Origin of the sequence: Streptomyces sp. DSM 15324, assembly GCF_001514285.1 — a bacterium.
Classification (GTDB): Bacteria; Actinomycetota; Actinomycetes; order Streptomycetales; family Streptomycetaceae; genus Streptomyces.
This window is the reverse complement of record NZ_KQ949025.1, coordinates 536,027-552,420: the sequence shown is the minus strand read 5'-3', so window position 1 is coordinate 552,420 and position 16,394 is coordinate 536,027. Positions and strand designations below refer to the sequence as shown.

Annotated in this window: 14 protein-coding genes; 11 read left to right on the top strand and 3 right to left on the bottom strand. The window is 73.9% G+C overall.

All coding sequences use genetic code 11. The features are described 5' to 3' along the window. Positions 1 to 38: 38 nt before the first annotated feature. From AQJ58_RS12790 to sucD, 6 genes are all read left to right on the top strand, one after another. Positions 39 to 2,567, top strand: a complete 2,529-nt coding sequence (locus AQJ58_RS12790) for a DUF5682 family protein (RefSeq protein ID WP_234360034.1) — start codon at positions 39 to 41, stop codon at positions 2,565 to 2,567. Further along, the gene (locus tag AQJ58_RS12785) at positions 2,564 to 3,727 is read left to right on the top strand and encodes a VWA domain-containing protein (RefSeq protein ID WP_067248999.1); all 1,164 of its coding nucleotides are present in this window, start codon (positions 2,564 to 2,566) and stop codon (positions 3,725 to 3,727) included. Before AQJ58_RS12790 ends, AQJ58_RS12785 begins: the two co-directional genes overlap by 4 nt. Before the next feature lie 447 nt (positions 3,728 to 4,174). Beyond that, positions 4,175 to 4,846 (top strand): hypothetical protein, encoded by a 672-nt coding sequence (locus AQJ58_RS12780; RefSeq protein WP_079078889.1) that lies wholly within the window; start codon positions 4,175 to 4,177, stop codon positions 4,844 to 4,846. A 148-nt stretch (positions 4,847 to 4,994) separates the two neighbouring features. Next, positions 4,995 to 5,417, top strand: coding sequence for a hypothetical protein (locus AQJ58_RS43285; protein ID WP_067248996.1), 423 nt, complete (start codon positions 4,995 to 4,997; stop codon positions 5,415 to 5,417). Between the two features lie 426 nt (positions 5,418 to 5,843). Next, a complete protein-coding gene (sucC, locus tag AQJ58_RS12770; protein WP_067248994.1) occupies positions 5,844 to 7,022 on the top strand; it encodes an ADP-forming succinate--CoA ligase subunit beta in 1,179 nt (392 codons plus the stop codon). Between the two features lie 21 nt (positions 7,023 to 7,043). Beyond that, positions 7,044 to 7,928: a succinate--CoA ligase subunit alpha gene (sucD, locus tag AQJ58_RS12765; protein WP_067248991.1), complete on the top strand. Its 885-nt coding sequence runs from the start codon at positions 7,044 to 7,046 to the stop codon at positions 7,926 to 7,928. Between the two features lie 74 nt (positions 7,929 to 8,002). Here the strand turns inward: sucD and AQJ58_RS12760 are convergent, their stop codons facing one another. Further along, the gene (locus AQJ58_RS12760; RefSeq protein ID WP_067248988.1) at positions 8,003 to 8,830 is read right to left on the bottom strand and encodes a SigE family RNA polymerase sigma factor; all 828 of its coding nucleotides are present in this window, start codon (positions 8,828 to 8,830) and stop codon (positions 8,003 to 8,005) included. Between the two features lie 123 nt (positions 8,831 to 8,953). Here AQJ58_RS12760 and AQJ58_RS12755 point away from each other — a divergent pair, with 123 nt between their 5' ends. Then, positions 8,954 to 10,750, top strand: a complete 1,797-nt coding sequence (locus tag AQJ58_RS12755; RefSeq protein ID WP_067248985.1) for a cell division protein PerM — start codon at positions 8,954 to 8,956, stop codon at positions 10,748 to 10,750. Positions 10,751 to 10,870: 120 nt separating this feature from the next. Here the strand turns inward: AQJ58_RS12755 and AQJ58_RS12750 are convergent, their stop codons facing one another. After that, the gene (locus AQJ58_RS12750) at positions 10,871 to 11,650 is read right to left on the bottom strand and encodes a hypothetical protein (protein ID WP_067248982.1); all 780 of its coding nucleotides are present in this window, start codon (positions 11,648 to 11,650) and stop codon (positions 10,871 to 10,873) included. 306 nt (positions 11,651 to 11,956) lie between these two features. Here AQJ58_RS12750 and purN point away from each other — a divergent pair, with 306 nt between their 5' ends. Both purN and purH read left to right on the top strand, forming a co-directional pair. Beyond that, positions 11,957 to 12,589 carry a phosphoribosylglycinamide formyltransferase gene (purN, locus tag AQJ58_RS12745; protein ID WP_067248979.1) on the top strand — a complete coding sequence of 211 codons (633 nt, stop codon included), beginning with the start codon at positions 11,957 to 11,959 and terminating at the stop codon, positions 12,587 to 12,589. Further along, on the top strand, positions 12,586 to 14,163 hold the full coding sequence (gene purH / locus AQJ58_RS12740; RefSeq protein ID WP_067248977.1) for a bifunctional phosphoribosylaminoimidazolecarboxamide formyltransferase/IMP cyclohydrolase: 1,578 nt from the start codon (positions 12,586 to 12,588) through the stop codon (positions 14,161 to 14,163). The genes purN and purH overlap by 4 nt, the downstream gene beginning before the upstream one ends. 63 nt (positions 14,164 to 14,226) lie before the next feature. Here the strand turns inward: purH and AQJ58_RS12735 are convergent, their stop codons facing one another. Then, positions 14,227 to 14,676, bottom strand: a complete 450-nt coding sequence (locus AQJ58_RS12735) for a hypothetical protein (RefSeq protein ID WP_324613754.1) — start codon at positions 14,674 to 14,676, stop codon at positions 14,227 to 14,229. Between the two features lie 382 nt (positions 14,677 to 15,058). Here AQJ58_RS12735 and AQJ58_RS12730 point away from each other — a divergent pair, with 382 nt between their 5' ends. Further along, positions 15,059 to 15,913: a bifunctional methylenetetrahydrofolate dehydrogenase/methenyltetrahydrofolate cyclohydrolase gene (locus tag AQJ58_RS12730; RefSeq protein WP_067248974.1), complete on the top strand. Its 855-nt coding sequence runs from the start codon at positions 15,059 to 15,061 to the stop codon at positions 15,911 to 15,913. After that, the gene (locus tag AQJ58_RS12725; protein WP_067248971.1) at positions 15,903 to 16,376 is read left to right on the top strand and encodes a DUF3017 domain-containing protein; all 474 of its coding nucleotides are present in this window, start codon (positions 15,903 to 15,905) and stop codon (positions 16,374 to 16,376) included. The genes AQJ58_RS12730 and AQJ58_RS12725 overlap by 11 nt, the downstream gene beginning before the upstream one ends. The last annotated feature ends 18 nt before the right edge of the window (positions 16,377 to 16,394 follow it).

The window sequence follows — 16,394 nt, the reverse complement described above, 5'->3', positions numbered from 1 at the left end:
ATCTGGCGGTGCGACGGGATGACAGGGGGGGCAAGCGGATGACGGGGATTCAGGGGAACGGGCGGTCGGGCGAGGACGTGCGGTGGCCGCTGCTGCTCGGGGTGCGGCATCACGGCCCCGGATCGGCGCGGGCGGTGCGGGCGGCGCTGGAGGCCGCCCGGCCCCGGACCGTGCTGATCGAAGGCCCGCCCGAGGCCGACCCGCTGATCCCTCTCGCCGCCGGGCGGGACATGCGGCCGCCGGTCGCGCTGCTCGCCCACGCCGTCGACGAGCCGGGACGCTCCGCGTTCTGGCCGATGGCCGAGTTCTCCCCCGAGTGGGTGGCGCTGCGCTGGGCGCTGGAGCAGGGCGTTCCGGCCCGCTTCATCGACCTCCCCGCCGCCCACACCCTGGCCTGGGAAGGCCGGGCGGAGGCCGAGGACGGACCGGCCGTGGAGGAACGGAGCGGCACGCCGGGCGGCGCACTGCGCATCGACCCGCTCGGCGCGCTCGCCGAGGCCGCGGGGTACGACGACGCCGAACGCTGGTGGGAGGACGTCGTCGAGCATCGGGGAGCGGGCGGAGGCGACCCGCTCGCTCCCTTCGCCGCCGTCGAGGAGGCGATGACGGCGGTACGGGAGACGTACGAGGGCACGGAGGGGAACCGCGACCTCGTACGGGAAGCGCACATGCGGCTCCAGGTGCGGTCGGCACAAAGGGAGTGCGGAGACGGCGGGGTGGCCGTGGTGTGCGGGGCCTGGCATGTGCCGGCCCTGCGCCGCAAGGCGGCCGTCGCCGACGACCGGGCCCTGCTGAAAGGGCTCGCCAAGGTCAGGGCCGAGCTGACCTGGGTGCCGTGGACCCACCGCAGGCTGGCCCGGGACGGGGGGTACGGGGCGGGCATCGACTCGCCCGGCTGGTACGCGCACCTGTTCGGTGCGCCCGACCGGCCGGTCGAGCGATGGCTGGCCAAGGTGGCCGGGCTGCTGCGCGCGGAGGACCGGATCGTGTCCCCTGCTGATGTCATCGAGGCGGTCCGGCTCGCCGAGACGCTCGCCGCGCTGCGCGGCCGGCCGCTGCCCGGTCTGGGGGAGACCACCGACGCGGTTCGGGCCGTGCTGGGCGACGGGTCGGACGTACCGCTGGCGCTGGTGCGGGACCGGCTCGTGATCGGGGACGTGCTCGGGGAGGTGCCCCCCGGCGCGCCGGCCGTGCCCCTGCAACGGGACCTCGACCGGGCCCAGCGCCGGCTGCGGCTGAAACCGGAGGCGGCGGAGCGGGAGGCGGAACTCGATCTGCGCAAGGACACCGACGCCGGGCGCAGCAGACTCCTGCACCGGCTGCGGCTGCTGGGCGTCGCCTGGGGCGAGCCGGTGGCGTCGCGGGGCAGTACGGGGACCTTCCGGGAGACCTGGCGGCTGCGCTGGGAACCGGAACTGTCCGTGCGGGTCGCCGAGGCCGGCGTGTGGGGGACGACCGTACGCGCCGCGGCGACCGCCAAGGCCGAGGCGGACGCCGTGTGCGCGCGCGACCTCGCCGAGGTGACCGCCCTCGCCGAACACTGTCTGGCGGCCGCTCTCCCCGACGCGCTGACGGTCGTGATGCGGGTCCTCGCCGACCGGGCGGCGCTGGACACGGACGTCGGCCGCCTCGCCGAGGCGCTGCCCGCCCTGGTCCGCTCCCTGCGCTACGGCGACGTACGTGGTACCGACACCGGAGCGCTCGCGGAGGTCGCCACCGGCCTCGCGGAACGGATCTTCGTCGGGCTGCCCCCGGCCTGCACCGGTCTGGACGCCGACGCGGCGGAGGAGATGCGGCGGCACGTGGACGCGGTGCAGGGGTCGGTGGGGCTGCTGGAGGAGACGGCGGCCCCGGGCGACGACGGGACTGCTCCGGCGACGGACGGCCCGCTCGCGCGTCGCGGTGCGCTGCGGGCGCGCTGGCGAGCCGTGCTGCGGGCGCTGTCGGGGCGGGACCGGGTCGCGGGCGTCGTACGGGGGCGGGCGGTGCGGCTGCTGCTCGACGACGGGGCGGTGGGGCAGGAGGAGGCGGCCCGGCTCATGGGGCTCGCGCTGTCGCCCCGGACGGCGCCCCGGGACGCGGCCGCGTGGATCGAGGGCTTCGTCGGCGGCGGTGCGGGGGGAGGACTGCTCCTCGTGCACGACGAGCGGCTGCTCGCGCTGGTCGACGGCTGGCTCACGGGGGTGCCGGCCGAGGCGTTCACGGATGTGCTGCCGCTGCTGCGGCGGACGTTCTCGGCCTACGAGCCGGGGGTGCGCAGAACGCTCGGCGAACTGGTCCGGCGGGGGCCCGGGGAGCGGGCGGGCGCGTTGCGGCCGGGGGCGGGCGTGCCCGGGTTCGCGGCAGGCCTCGACGAGGAGCGCGCGGGCGCGGTGCTGCCGGTGGTACGGCTGCTGCTGGGGCTGGACGGCGGCTTCGACTCCGACCCTGACGGCGGCTCGGGCGGCGGCTTCGACCCCGGCGGTGGCGGCGGGTTGGGCGGCGGCTCGGACGGTGGGTTGGGCGGCGGCTTCCACACCGGCGCTGACGGCGGCATGGACGGCGACTTGGCGGGGGTGGGCAGATGACGGTCGAGGCGGGCGACACGGCTCAGGAGCGGCTGCGGCGATGGCGGCTGGTGCTCGGCGGGGACGCGGCGGACGGCACCGGGCGGCAGCTGTCCGGGCGGGACGCCGCGATGGACGGGGCGCTCACCGCGCTCTACGGAAAGGCGGAGCGGCCTGCGGCGGGACGGGACCGTTCGGCGGGGCTCGGGGTGTCGGCGCCGTCCGTGGCGCGCTGGCTCGGGGACATCCGGACGTACTTCCCGACCTCCGTCGTCCAGGTGATGCAGCGTGACGCCATCGACCGGCTCGGGCTGTCGGCGCTGCTGCTGGAGCCGGAGATGCTGGAGGCGGTCGAGGCCGACGTCCATCTCGTCGGCACGCTGCTCTCGCTCAGCCAGGCGATGCCGGAGACGGTGAAGGAGACGGCACGGGCCGTCGTCCGCAAGGTGGTCGAGGACCTGGAGCGGCGGCTCGCGACCCGGACCCGGGCCACTCTCACCGGCGCCCTCGACCGGGGGGCCCGCGTCCACCGGCCACGCCACCACGACATCGACTGGAACCGCACCATCGCCGCCAACCTCAAGCACTACCTGCCCGAGCACGGGACGGTCGTGCCGGAGCGGCTGGTCGGACACGGGCGGGCGGCACGGTCCCTCAGGAAGGACGTCGTCCTCTGCGTCGACCAGTCCGGGTCGATGGCGGCCTCGGTGGTCCACGCCTCCGTGTTCGGGGCGGTGCTCGCCTCCCTGCGGTCCCTCGACACCCGGCTCGTCGTCTTCGACACGGCGGTCGTCGACCTCACCGACCGGCTGGCCGACCCGGTCGACGTCCTCTTCGGCACCCGCCTCGGCGGCGGTACGGACATCAATCGGGCGCTCGCCTACTGCCAGTCGCGGATCACCCGGCCCGCCGAGACGGTCGTCGTGCTGATCAGCGACCTGTACGAGGGCGGCATACGCGACGAGATGCTGAAGCGGGTCGCGGCGATGAAGGCGTCGGGCGTGCAGTTCGTGGCGCTGCTCGCGCTCTCGGACGAGGGGGCCCCCGCCTACGACCGGGAGCACGCCGCCGCGCTCTCGGCCCTGGGCGTACCGGCGTTCGCCTGCACCCCGGACCTGTTCCCGGAGGTGATGGCGGCGGCGATCGAGAAGCGTCCGCTGCCCGTGCCGGACACCGTGTGACGTCCGCGTCCGCACAAGGGGCAGCGCAAAAAGGACATGGATGACATGACCAGCCATCGGTAACAGCGGGCTTGCGTCACCACGGCACCCGCGTGCAAGGATCGGCGCACATTCCCTCGCACACGCAAGGACCCTCCCTTCTTGACCTCGCCCACCGCCCTGCCCGCTGTCGCTCCGCGCGTTCTGCGCGGGATGGCCGGGCGGCGTGCGCTGCAACTGGCGCTGCTGGTGGGCGGGTTGCTTGCGTTCGGCCTCCTCTGCGGAGGGTGGGCGCAGGCGGCGGAAGGGACACCGACGTCCGCGACGAGGGCGACGGCCACCCCGTCGGCTCAGGCACCGGCTCAGGCTCCGGCACCGACCACGACTCCGGCACCGACCACGACTCCGGCACCGCCTACGGCCCCGGCACCGCACACGGCCCCGGCACCGCACACGACTCCGGCACCAGTGGTGCTCCCGCTCCCGGTCTCGCTCTCGCTCCCGCTCCCGGTGGTGCAGGTCGAGCGGGTCCTGCGGCCGGTGCAGGACGTCGTGACGGCGGTGACGGGGCAGGTGGCGCAGGTCTCCGCGGCGCTGCCCCTCCCGGTGGAGCTGCCGGTCCTCACCGACCTGGGACGACTGCCGGATCCGGCGGAGCTGCCGGACGCCTCCGAACCGCCCTCCCTCCCGGCGCAGCCGCTTCCGCTTCCGCTTCCGGTGCCGGTGATCCAGGCACCCACGCAGGATTCTCCGGTGACCTCGTCGCCCGACGGACACCGGTCCCGGCATGTCTCCCCGCGGCACGGGGCGGCCGACGCGGCCACGGCGTCGTACGGCCTCGTGCTGCCCGCCGTCCCCGCCGTCCTCGGCGACGGGGGCGGCCTGCGCGCGGCCTCGCACCACGACCCGGCGCCCGCCCGCGCCGGGCAGGCTCCCGCGCACCGGGTCCCGGGCGGTGAGCCGAGCGGTCTGCTGGGCGGTTCCTCCGCGCTCGGCGGCGGCGCGTCGCGGCACGCCGACGCCCACGCCGTGACGGTGTCCCACCGGATGCCGGTGCCGCAGGTGTCGGGCGTCGTCGTGCGGTCGGACGCGGCCGGGACCCGGGACAGGCACCAGGACGTTCCGGTCTTCCCCGGCTAGGTCCGGGCGGCCCTTTCCCTCGTCGCAGACCTGCCGCGCGGGGGTGGAACAGGTCTGCCCACCCGTGCCCCGAGCCGTCGCGCCCGGGCGCCGGAACGTCCCTCAGCCTTCCGAGTTCTCGGAACCCCCATAAGGATCTGACGTACGCATGGACAAGAACATCCGCCGTTTCCCGGCCGCCGCCGACATGACCTCGACGGTCCCGGACACCGCCACCGTCACCCACATCCGGTCCCGGGCCGCGGCCAGGGCGAGGAGCGGTGCCGTCCAGGTCATCCTGGGCGCCCGGGCTGCCCGCGCCGACCAGGCGCTGCGGGCGGCCGGCCACCGGCCCGCCTCCTCCTTCGCCTCCAGGGCTGCCGCCCTCACCGCCCTCGGCGCGCCCGCCGCGCCCGCCGCCCCCGCCGTTCCGGCGGTTCACGCCGCCCCCCTCGCCCCCAGCGACACCGACGGAACGGCGTACGGCGTGGTCGAGCAGGTGCGGCCGTACGCCGAGGGAGGCGTCGCTGCCGGAGAGCGGTGCGCGCACGGCCTGACCGGACAGTCGGTCGATCCGGCGTACGGAGCCTGAGCGCCTTCCCGCGCTCCCCGAAAGTACTGCGTGAGGTGACGGCCCGGATGGCCGAAAGCCGTCGGACTGTCCGGTTCGCGCCTCGCGGAGGAGGGTGAGAGGTCCCCGTCGGGGCGGGGATCGCTCGCCCGCGGCCCTTGAAAGGGCTGGTCAAGGGGCCTCACCGGGTCGACCCCCACCCGGTGAGGCCCCGCCCGCGCGACACTGCGTGCCAGTGAACGCGACATCATGTGACAGGTATCACCGCTCAGGTGTGACCCGCGATTTAGAGGCCCCCCGCAAGCAGCGATAACCTGCGAGACGGACATGCCGCGCGCTCGGACACCGTGTGCGCCTCCCCTGTGACACATGCGGACGTCACGTTGCCCATCGCGGCACGCCCACGCATCCAACGAACCGCGAGATCACTGATAGGGACGGAAGCGCGTGGACCTGTTCGAGTACCAGGCGAGGGACCTCTTCGCCAAGCACGATGTACCGGTGCTGGCCGGTGAAGTCATCGACACGCCTGAGGCGGCCCGCGCAGCCACCGAGCGTCTCGGTGGCAAGTCCGTCGTCAAGGCCCAGGTGAAGGTCGGCGGCCGTGGCAAGGCCGGCGGCGTCAAGCTCGCCGCTTCCGCCGACGAGGCGGTCGAGCACGCGACCAACATCCTCGGCATGGACATCAAGGGCCACACGGTCCACAAGGTGATGATCGCCGAGACGGCTCCGGAGATCGTGGAGGAGTACTACGTCTCCTTCCTCCTCGACCGTGCCAACCGCACCTTCCTCTCCATCGCGTCCGTCGAGGGCGGCATGGAGATCGAGGAGGTGGCGGCCACCCGTCCGGAGGCCGTCGCCAAGACGCCGATCGACGCCAACGAGGGCGTCACCCCGGAGAAGGCCCGCGAGATCGTCGCGGCCGCCAAGTTCCCGGCCGAGGTCGCCGACAAGGTCGCCGACGTCCTGGTCACGCTGTGGAAGACCTTCGTCGCCGAGGACGCGCTCCTCGTCGAGGTCAACCCGCTGGCCAAGGTCGCCTCCGGTGACGTCATCGCCCTGGACGGCAAGGTCTCCCTGGACGAGAACGCCGAGTTCCGCCAGCCCGAGCACGAGGCGCTCCAGGACAAGGACTCCGCGAACCCGCTGGAGGCCGCCGCCAAGGCCAAGAACCTCAACTACGTCAAGCTCGACGGCGAGGTCGGCATCATCGGCAACGGCGCGGGTCTCGTCATGAGCACCCTCGACGTGGTCGCGTACGCCGGTGAGAACCACGGGGGCGTCAAGCCCGCCAACTTCCTCGACATCGGCGGCGGCGCCTCCGCTGCCGTCATGGCGAACGGCCTGGAGATCATCCTCGGCGACCCGGACGTCAAGTCCGTCTTCGTCAACGTCTTCGGCGGCATCACCGCGTGCGACGAGGTCGCCAACGGCATCGTCCAGGCGCTGAAGCTCCTGGAGGACCGCGGCGAGAACGTCACCAAGCCGCTCGTCGTGCGTCTGGACGGCAACAACGCCGAGCTGGGTCGTCAGATCCTCTCCGACGCCAACCACCCGCTGGTGCAGCGCGTGGACACCATGGACGGCGCGGCCGACAAGGCCGCCGAGCTCGCGGCTGCGAAGTAAGGGACGAGGGACACCACAGCCATGGCTATCTTCCTCAACAAGGACAGCAAGGTCATCGTCCAGGGCATGACCGGTGCCACGGGCATGAAGCACACCAAGCTCATGCTGGCCGACGGCACGAACATCGTCGGTGGCGTGAACCCCCGCAAGGCCGGCACGTCCGTCGACATCGACGGCACCGAGATCCCGGTCTTCGGCACCGTCGCCGAGGCCATCGAGAAGACGGGCGCCAACGTGTCCGTGCTCTTCGTGCCGCCGGCCTTCGCCAAGGCCGCCGTCGTCGAGGCCATCGACGCCGAGATCCCGCTCGCGGTCGTCATCACCGAGGGCATCGCCGTCCACGACTCGGCCGCGTTCTACGCGTACGCCGTGTCCAAGGGCGACAAGACCCGGATCATCGGCCCGAACTGCCCGGGTCTGATCACCCCCGGTCAGTCGAACGCCGGCATCATCCCGGGCGACATCACCAAGCCGGGCCGTATCGGCCTGGTCTCGAAGTCCGGCACGCTGACGTACCAGATGATGTACGAGCTGCGGGACATCGGCTTCTCGTCGGCGGTGGGCATCGGTGGCGACCCCGTCATCGGTACGACCCACATCGACGCGCTCGCCGCGTTCGAGGCCGACCCCGACACCGACCTGATCGTGATGATCGGTGAGATCGGCGGCGACGCCGAGGAGCGTGCCGCGGCCTTCATCAAGGACAACGTGAAGAAGCCGGTCGTCGGCTACGTCGCGGGCTTCACCGCGCCCGAGGGCAAGACCATGGGCCACGCCGGCGCCATCGTCTCCGGCTCCTCCGGTACGGCCGCCGCGAAGAAGGAGGCCCTCGAGGCCGCCGGCGTCAAGGTGGGCAAGACGCCGACCGAGACGGCGAAGCTGGCGCGCGAGATCCTCGCCGGCTGAACGGCCTCGCAGCCGGACGTTCGTGGGCCCGTTCCCCCTGATGGGGGCGGGCCCACCGCGTTTTCCCGGGGCCGTCAGCGCGGTTGGGGGGCGAGGCGTTCGGGGCCGTACGCCGGGTTCGAACGGAGCTTCTTCCGCAGCGCCGTCTGCTTCTTCGACAGGGTCCCCGGGGCCGCCTCCGGGGGGACTCCCCGGACCGTTGCGCCCGGGGGGACCGGCGGGTCGTAGCGCGTGGGCGCCGAGTGCACGGTCAGCGCCGTCGCGCCGATGATCGCCACCGTGAAGGCGATCGCCGCCCGGGTCCAGAAACGGGCGCGGGCCTCGCCGCCCGCCCGGACGGTCGAGGGGCGGGCCGCGCGCAGACGTTCCGCCGAGGCCAGCTCGGCGAGGCGCGTGTGCAGCGCGGCCGGATCGGCCAGCTGGGGCAGCGACGCGGCGAGGGCCTCGCGCGCGTGCAGCAGGCGGTGCGCGGTCGCCGGTGTGCTCGCCTCCGTCTCCGCCGCCGTCTCCGGCAGATCGAGGCCGACACCGTCGTAGAGGAGGACCGTCCGGCGGTACGACGGCGGGAGCGCGAGGAGTACGGCGAGCAGGGCGCGGTCGGCGGCGTCGGCTGGCGGGGGTTCGGGGTGCCGGAAGCCGAGGCGGAACCGGTGCCAGGGGGAGAGCGCGTACTCGTGCGCGGCGGCCCGGACCCAGCCGGCCGGGTCACGGTCGACCGCCACCTCGGGCCAGCGCTGCCAGGCGAGTTGAAAGGCCCGTTCGACGGATTCACGGGCGAGTTCGCGGCGGCCGCAGAGGAGGTAGCTCTGGCGGACGAGGGCCGGGGCGCAGAACGCGTACAGGGCGTCGAAGGCCTGAGCGGGCGTCAGCCGGAGGGTGAGGGGTGGAGTCGGGTTCTTCACGCGTACGCCTCGGGCTTGCGGCGGCGCCGGGAGCTGCTCCGTACGAAAAAGAACATAAACGTATATTGAGTGACACGGCGAAGGTTCGCCCGTTACGCCCGTAAAGCGCGTGTCGTTGGGACCATGGCGGGCGTGACGCCGCCTTCGCTCTCCTCCCGTATGCGTGATCGCTCGCCGGGGCTCGTGGTCTCCGTACTCGGCGGGGTGCTGGCCGCCGGACTGGGGCTCGCGGTGTTCGCCGTGCTGGTGATGGTGCTGTGGATCAGCTCGCCGTATCCGGACAGCGGACCGGGCGGGGCGCTGCATGTCGCCGCCGCGCTGTGGCTGCTGGCGCACGGGGCGGAACTCGTGCGCACCGACACGCTGTCCGGGGTGCCCGCGCCGGTCGGGGTGACCCCGTTGCTGCTGCTGGTGCTTCCGGTGTGGTTGGTGCACCGGGCCGCTCGGGACGCGGTCGAGGGGGACGGGGACGCAGAGGAAGAAGGGGACGGGGACGGGGGGAGCGGGGGCGTGGACGGGGTCAGGCGCGGGCCGGTCGATCCGCGGACCGCCTGGGTGGGGGTCGTGGCCGGTTATCTCGTGGTGGGGCTGGGAGCGGCCTGGTACGCGGCCGGCGGTGCGCTGCGGCCCTCGTGGGGGTGGACCGCGGCGGGCGTGCCGGCGGTGGCCGTGGTCGCGGCGGGGGCGGGGGTGTGGTCGGCGTGCGGGAGGCCCCTGGAGCCGCTGGGGCGGGTGGTGCCCCGGCGGGAGGGGCCGCGGTGGATCGCGGTGGCGGCGCGGGCGGCACAGGCCGGCGCCGTGGCCCTGGTGGGGGGCGGGGCGTCGCTGGTGGCGGTGTCGTCGGTCTGGCACGCGGGCGCCGCCCGGGGGGCCTTCCTCCAGCTGACGGAGGGGTGGTCGGGGCGGTTCGCGGTGCTGCTGCTGTGTCTGGCGCTGGTGCCGAACGCGGCGGTGTGGGGGGCGGCCTACGCGGTGGGCCCCGGATATGTGCTGGGCGTGGGGCACGTGGTGTCGCCGCTGGGGTCGGATCCGGCGCCCTTGCTGCCGCCGTTTCCGCTGCTGGCGGCGGTGCCGGAGGCGGGGCCGGGGACGGCGTGGAACTGGGCGGCCGGGGTGGTGCCGGTGCTGGCCGGGGTGGTGGTGGGGGTGTGCGTGGGGACCGCGGGGGCCGGCTCCAGCGGCGGGGTGGCCGAGGCGCCGGTGGAGGCGTGGTCGCGGTGGCGGACCGCCGGGGCCGTGGCCTCGGCGGGCGTGGGGTGCGCCGTGGTGGTGGGGGTGCTCGGGACGTTGGCCGGTGGGCCGCTGGGGGTGGGGGCGATGGCCCGGTTCGGGCCGGTCGGCTGGCAGGTGGGGGCGGCGGCCGCGGCGTGGGTGGTGGGGGTGGGGGTGCCGGTGGGGCTGTGGGTGCGCAGATGGCGGGGGCGGGGGGTCAGGGAGTTTTCCTGGACCGGCGCGGGGATGGCGGCTGCGGTCGTCCGGGAGGAGGGGCATGGCGAGGCACGGGAAGCGGTGGCGGGTCAGCCTGGTCCGGGGGCGGAGCCCGCGGCGGAACCGTACGACTTCGATGCGGTGGAGGCGGGCGGGGAGGAGCCGGAATGGCAGGGCAAGGAAGCCCGGGCGGCGCGGTGGGCCGCGCTGCGGGACGCGGCGGGCGAGGAGGAGCCGGCCGCCCCGCCCACGTCGCTTGCCCCGCCGGCGTCGCTTGCCCCGCCCGCCCCGCTTGTCCCGCCCACGTCGCTTGCCCCCCCGCCGCCGTCTGCCCCGCCCGCCCCACTTGTCCCGCCCACGTCGCTTGCCCCGCCAGCGCCGTCTGCGCCGCCCAAGTCGCTTGCCCCGCCGCCGCCGTCTGCCCCGCCCACCCCGCTTGTCCCGCCTCCGCCGGGAGGGGGATCCGCCGCCCGAACTCCCGAGCGGCCCTGACCGGGCCCGGGCCTGGTCCTCGGACGCGCCTCGTCTGCGCACGCCGCACGGGCCGGACGGACCGCACGGGCCGGACGGACCGCACGGACCGGACCGGCGCCCGCGCCTGGCGGCGCCGCCCTACGCGTTCGCGCCCAGGATGCCCTTCAGTTCCTTCGGGAGGAGGTCGCTGCAGGACTGCCGTGCCTCGCTGGTGAGGGCGTCCTTGGTGCAGGTGTAGTAGTCGCGGTAGACGAGCTGCGCGGTGAAGGTCGTGGCCACCAGGGCGAGGGCCAGGGAGGCGGTGACCAGGCCGCTGATGGCGGCGGTCGTCTGCGGGCGGCCCGTGGGGGCGGCCGGGGTGTCGGGGTCGGGGGTGCGGGGCTTGGTCCGCAGGGCGCTGATGCCCCAGTTCAGGGCGAGGGCGCCGAGCAGCAGGGCCACGTACGGCCAGCCGAAGAGGGCGAAGAAGAAGGCCCACATGCCCGACAGCAGCGCGTAACGGGCGCGGCGCTGGGCCGGGTCGGTGGGGTCCCAGCGGGGGTTGGGCGGGGGCGTCGGGCCCTCCGGGCCGCCGCCCGGGCGCTCGCCGAAGCCGCCGTCGGAGCGGCCGGGCTGCTGGTCGCTCCAGTGGCCGCCCCAGGGGGAGCGGCCGCCGTCGGGGGAGCCGCCCCCGGCCGGCGGCGGGCCCCAGGGGGTGGGGTTCTCGCCGCCGCCGTTCGCCGGACGGCGGGGCTGCCAGGGGCGGTCGGGGGTGCCTTCGGGCGGAGGAGCGAAGGGGTTGTCCTCGTCGGCCCCGGGGGCGTCCTGGGGCTTGTCGGACTCGGGAGGTGATGACGGGCGCTCGCGCAGCAGGGCGCCGCGCTCTCCCGGCACGGGCTGCGGGGGGAGCGGGTGGAGTCGCAGGCTGCGGTCCGGCATCAAGTGTGCGTCTTCCCCTAGGTGATACGACGGTCCAGCTTCGGCTTTCGGTGAGCTCTCGGAGTGGGAACGCACCGCACGGGCACCGCGTTCCCGGTCCCGCTCCCCGCAGACGCTACCTTCCGGCCACGCCCCCGTCCCGTGGGGGCGGCCTCGTGTGCCGGTATCGTTGCTGACGGTCGGCTGCTTCGTAGGCTTCCCCGTATCGGGGGGCGCGATGCATTCGTACGAACGTACAAGTCGCAGGTCGAACCGACTGGCGTCGCCGGCCGTGCGCAGCTGCTTCCCCGAGAAAGGGTTCTCCCCGTGGCCGCCAAGCCGTCCGTGGCCAAGCGCCTCGTCGTGCTGGTCTCCGGATCCGGTACGAATCTGCAGGCACTCCTCGACGAGATCGCCGCCACCGGCGCCGAGGCCTACGGGGCCGAGATCGTCGCCGTCGGAGCCGACCGGGACGGGATCGAGGGGCTCGCCCGCGCCGAGCGCGCCGGCCTGCCCACCTTCGTGACGAAGGTCAAGGACCACGGCAGCCGGGAGGAGTGGGACGCCGCCCTCACCCGGGCCGTCGCCGCGCACCAGCCCGACCTCGTCGTCTCCGCCGGGTTCATGAAGATCGTGGGGAAGGAGTTCCTGGCCCGGTACGGGGGGCGGTTCGTCAACACGCACCCCGCGCTGCTGCCCAGCTTCCCCGGCGCGCACGGTGTGCGTGACGCGCTGGCGTACGGGGCCCGGGTCACCGGCTGCACCGTCCACTTCGTCGACGACGGTGTCGACACCGGACCGATCATCGCCCAGGGCGTGGTCGAGGTCCGGGACGAGGACGACGAGAGCGCTCTGCACGAGCGCATCAAGGACGTCGAGCGAAAGCTGCTCGTCGAGGTCGTGGGGCGGCTCGCCCGCAACGGCTATCGCATTGAGGGACGAAAGGTAGTTATCCAGTGACCGCCCAGACCGCAGAGAGCAGCTCCCAGCGGGCGATCCGGCGCGCGCTCGTCAGCGTGTACGACAAGACCGGACTCGAGGAGCTGGCCCGTGGGCTGCACGAGGCCGGTGTCGAGCTGGTCTCGACCGGCTCCACCGCCTCCCGGATCGCCGCCGCCGGCGTCCCCGTCACCAAGGTCGAGGAGCTGACCGGCTTCCCCGAGTGCCTGGACGGCCGCGTCAAGACGCTGCACCCCAAGGTCCACGCGGGCATCCTCGCCGACCTGCGCCTCGACAGCCACCGCGAACAGCTCGCCGAGCTGGGTGTCGAGCCGTTCGACCTGGTCGTCGTCAACCTCTACCCGTTCCGCGAGACCGTCGCCTCCGGCGCCTCCGACGACGAGTGCGTGGAGCAGATCGACATCGGCGGCCCGTCGATGGTCCGCGCGGCGGCCAAGAACCACCCGTCCGTCGCCGTCGTCACCAGCCCCGCCCGCTACGGCGACGTCCTCGCCGCGGTGCAGGGCGGCGGCTTCGACCTCGCCGCCCGCAAGCGGCTCGCCGCCGAGGCCTTCCAGCACACCGCCGCCTACGACGTGGCGGTCGCCTCCTGGTTCGCCTCCTCCTACGCCCCCGTCGACGAGTCGCGCTTCCCCGACTTCCTCGGCGCCACCTGGGCGCGGGAGAACACCCTGCGCTACGGCGAGAACCCGCACCAGGCCGCCGCGCTCTACGTCGACGGCAGCGGTGCCGGCCTCGCCAAGGCCGAGCAGCTGCACGGCAAGGAGATGTCGTACAACAACTACACGGACACCGACGCCGCGCGCCGGGCCGCGTACGACCACGACGAGCCGTGCGTCGCGATCATCAAGCACGCCAACCCGTGCGGCATCGCGATCGGGGCGGATGTCGCCGAGGCACACCGCAAGGCCCACGCCTGTGACCCGCTGTCGGCCTTCGGCGGGGTCATCGCCGTCAACCGGCCCGTCAGCAAGGAGATGGCCGAGCAGGTCGCCGAGATCTTCACCGAGGTCATCGTCGCGCCCGACTACGAGGAGGGGGCGCTCGAGGCCCTCGCCAAGAAGAAGAACATCCGGGTGCTGAAGGCGCCGGGCGCCCCCGCCGCCCCGGTCGAGGTCAAGCCCGTCGACGGCGGTGTCCTGCTCCAGGTCACCGACCGCCTCCAGGCCGACGGCGACGACCCGGCCCAGTGGACCCTCGCGACCGGCGAGGCGCTCGGCGCCGAGGAACTGGCCGAGCTGGCGTTCGCCTGGCGGGCCTGCCGGGCGGTGAAGTCCAACGCCATCCTGCTCGCCAAGGACGGTGCCTCGGTCGGCGTCGGCATGGGCCAGGTCAACCGGGTCGACTCCTGCAAGCTCGCCGTCGAGCGGGCCGGCGAGGAGCGGGCGCGCGGGGCGTACGTCGCCTCGGACGCGTTCTTCCCGTTCCCGGACAACATCGACGTGCTGGGCGCCGCCGGGGTCAAGGCCATCGTGCAGCCCGGCGGTTCGGTCCGCGACGAGCTGGTGGTCGAGGCCGCACAGAAGGCGGGCATCACCATGTACTTCACCGGGACGCGGCACTTCTTCCACTGACCGGCGCGTACACGGAGGCGGGCGGTCCGGCATGCTGCCGGGCCGCCCGCCTCCGTGTACGGCTCAGTACCGCGGACGGTTGAACCAGGCGCCGCCCTTGATCATGGCCACCAGGATCGTGATGCCGAAGGCGAGCGAGATGATTCCGCCGAGGGCGCCCGCGGCGGCCGTCTGCGAGAGGCCCTGTCCGATGTTGACGAGGCTGCCCAGGATCATCAGCGACGCGTAGATCATCGTGCCGACGCGGATGCCGCCGCGGCCGTTGCGCATCTTCACGCCCAGGAAGACCGACAGGCCGCCGAGCGCCAGCATCAGCACCGCGACCGCGGCGACCACCCCGGCCACCAGGCCCGTGTCGTTCTCCGCGTTGCTCGCCACCGCGACGAGGATGCCGAAGATCACCGCGGCCAGGAACTGGAAGCCCGACAGGATGAACAGCAGCACCCGGGCGGTCGTGACGAGCCCCGGCATCTGCATCGGCATCTGGGCGGGGTAGCCGTAGCCCTGCGGCACCGGCGGCGCCTGCGGGTAGCCCTGGCCGGGCTGGGGAGCGGTCGGTTAGCCGTACCCGGGCTGGGGAGCGGTGGGGTAGGACGGGTAGCCGGGCTGCTGCGGCGGTTGCTGGGGCGGGCCGTAGGGGTTGTTCGGGTCGCCGAAACTCATGGCGCTTCTTCCTCCGTAGGTCGTCGAGTCCAGGGACGGCGGGCGGCGCACTGCGGAGGAAGATCAGAGATGCGGTGCGTCCCCCCGGTACTGCCCGCGGCACTGTGACCTCAATCGTTGAGCAATGGCCGGTTTCTTGTCCAGTTACTTGTCCCGCCGCTCGCGCGCGGCGGGCCGTGGCCGGGCGGGGCCGGATTGGAACAGGGAGCCCGTCATCCGGGAGGATGGGGTCATGACCGCCCAGATTCTCGATGGCAAGGCCACCGCGGCCGAGATCAAGTCAGAACTGGCCGCCCGTGTGGCGGCGCTGAAGGAGAAGGGTGTGACGCCCGGCCTCGGCACGATCCTGGTCGGGGAGGACCCCGGCAGCCAGAAGTACGTCGCCGGCAAGCACCGCGACTGCGCGGAGGTCGGCATCGCCTCCATCCAGCGTGAACTGCCCGCCACGGCCACGCAGGAGGAGATCGAGGCGGTCGTCCGCGAGCTCAACGACGACCCCGCCTGCACCGGGTACATCGTCCAGCTCCCGCTGCCCCGCGGCATCGACGAGAACCGCATCCTGGAGCTGATGGACCCGGCCAAGGACGCCGACGGTCTGCACCCCATGAACCTCGGCCGCCTCGTCCTCAACGAGCCCGCCCCGCTGCCCTGCACCCCGAACGGCGTCCTCACCCTGCTGCGGCGCTACGGCGTCGAGATCAAGGGCGCGGAGGTGGTGGTCGTCGGCCGCGGGGTCACGATCGGCCGTCCGATGCCGCTGCTGCTCACCCGCCGCAGCGAGAACGCGACCGTGACCCAGTGCCACACCGGCACCCGTGACCTCGCCGCGCACCTCAAGCGCGCGGACATCGTCGTGGCCGCCGCGGGCAGCGCCCATCTGATCCGCGCCGAGGACATCAAGCCGGGCGCGGCCGTCCTCGACGTCGGCGTCTCGCGCGACGCCGAGGGCAGGATCAAGGGCGACGTCCACCCCGACGTCCGCGAGGTCGCCGCCTGGATCTCCCCCAACCCCGGGGGCGTCGGCCCGATGACCCGTGCCCAGCTGCTCGTCAACGTGGTCGAGGCGGCGGAGCGCAGTGCCGGCTGAGGACACCCCCGGCGAGGCCGAGGACATCGAGGTGCGGGACCCGGTCAGCGCGCCGGACGCGGACGGCGTGCCCCGCCGGCACACCCGGCGCTTCCCGCTGTTCACCAAGGACACCGCGCGCCCCGAGGGCGCGGGGCGGGCCGCGGCCGGCGACGCGCTGGCCGCACGGCAGTGGCCGATCATCGCCGTGCTGGCCCTGATCGCCGTCGGTCTCCTGGTGACCGCGCTCGACCAGTTCCGGGCGGGCACGATCATGATCGGCGTCGGTCTGCTGACCGGGGCGGTGCTGCGGTGGCTGCTGCCCGGGGTGGGCATGCTGGCGGTGCGGTCGCGGTTCACCGACATCGCCACGTACGGGGTACTGGGGGCGGTGATCGTGCTGCTGGCGTTGATGGCCCAGCCGGATCCCTGGCTCCAGATCCCCTTTCTGAAGGACACGCTGCACTTCACCGTCAGCAGCTGATCCCGAGACCTCACGCGG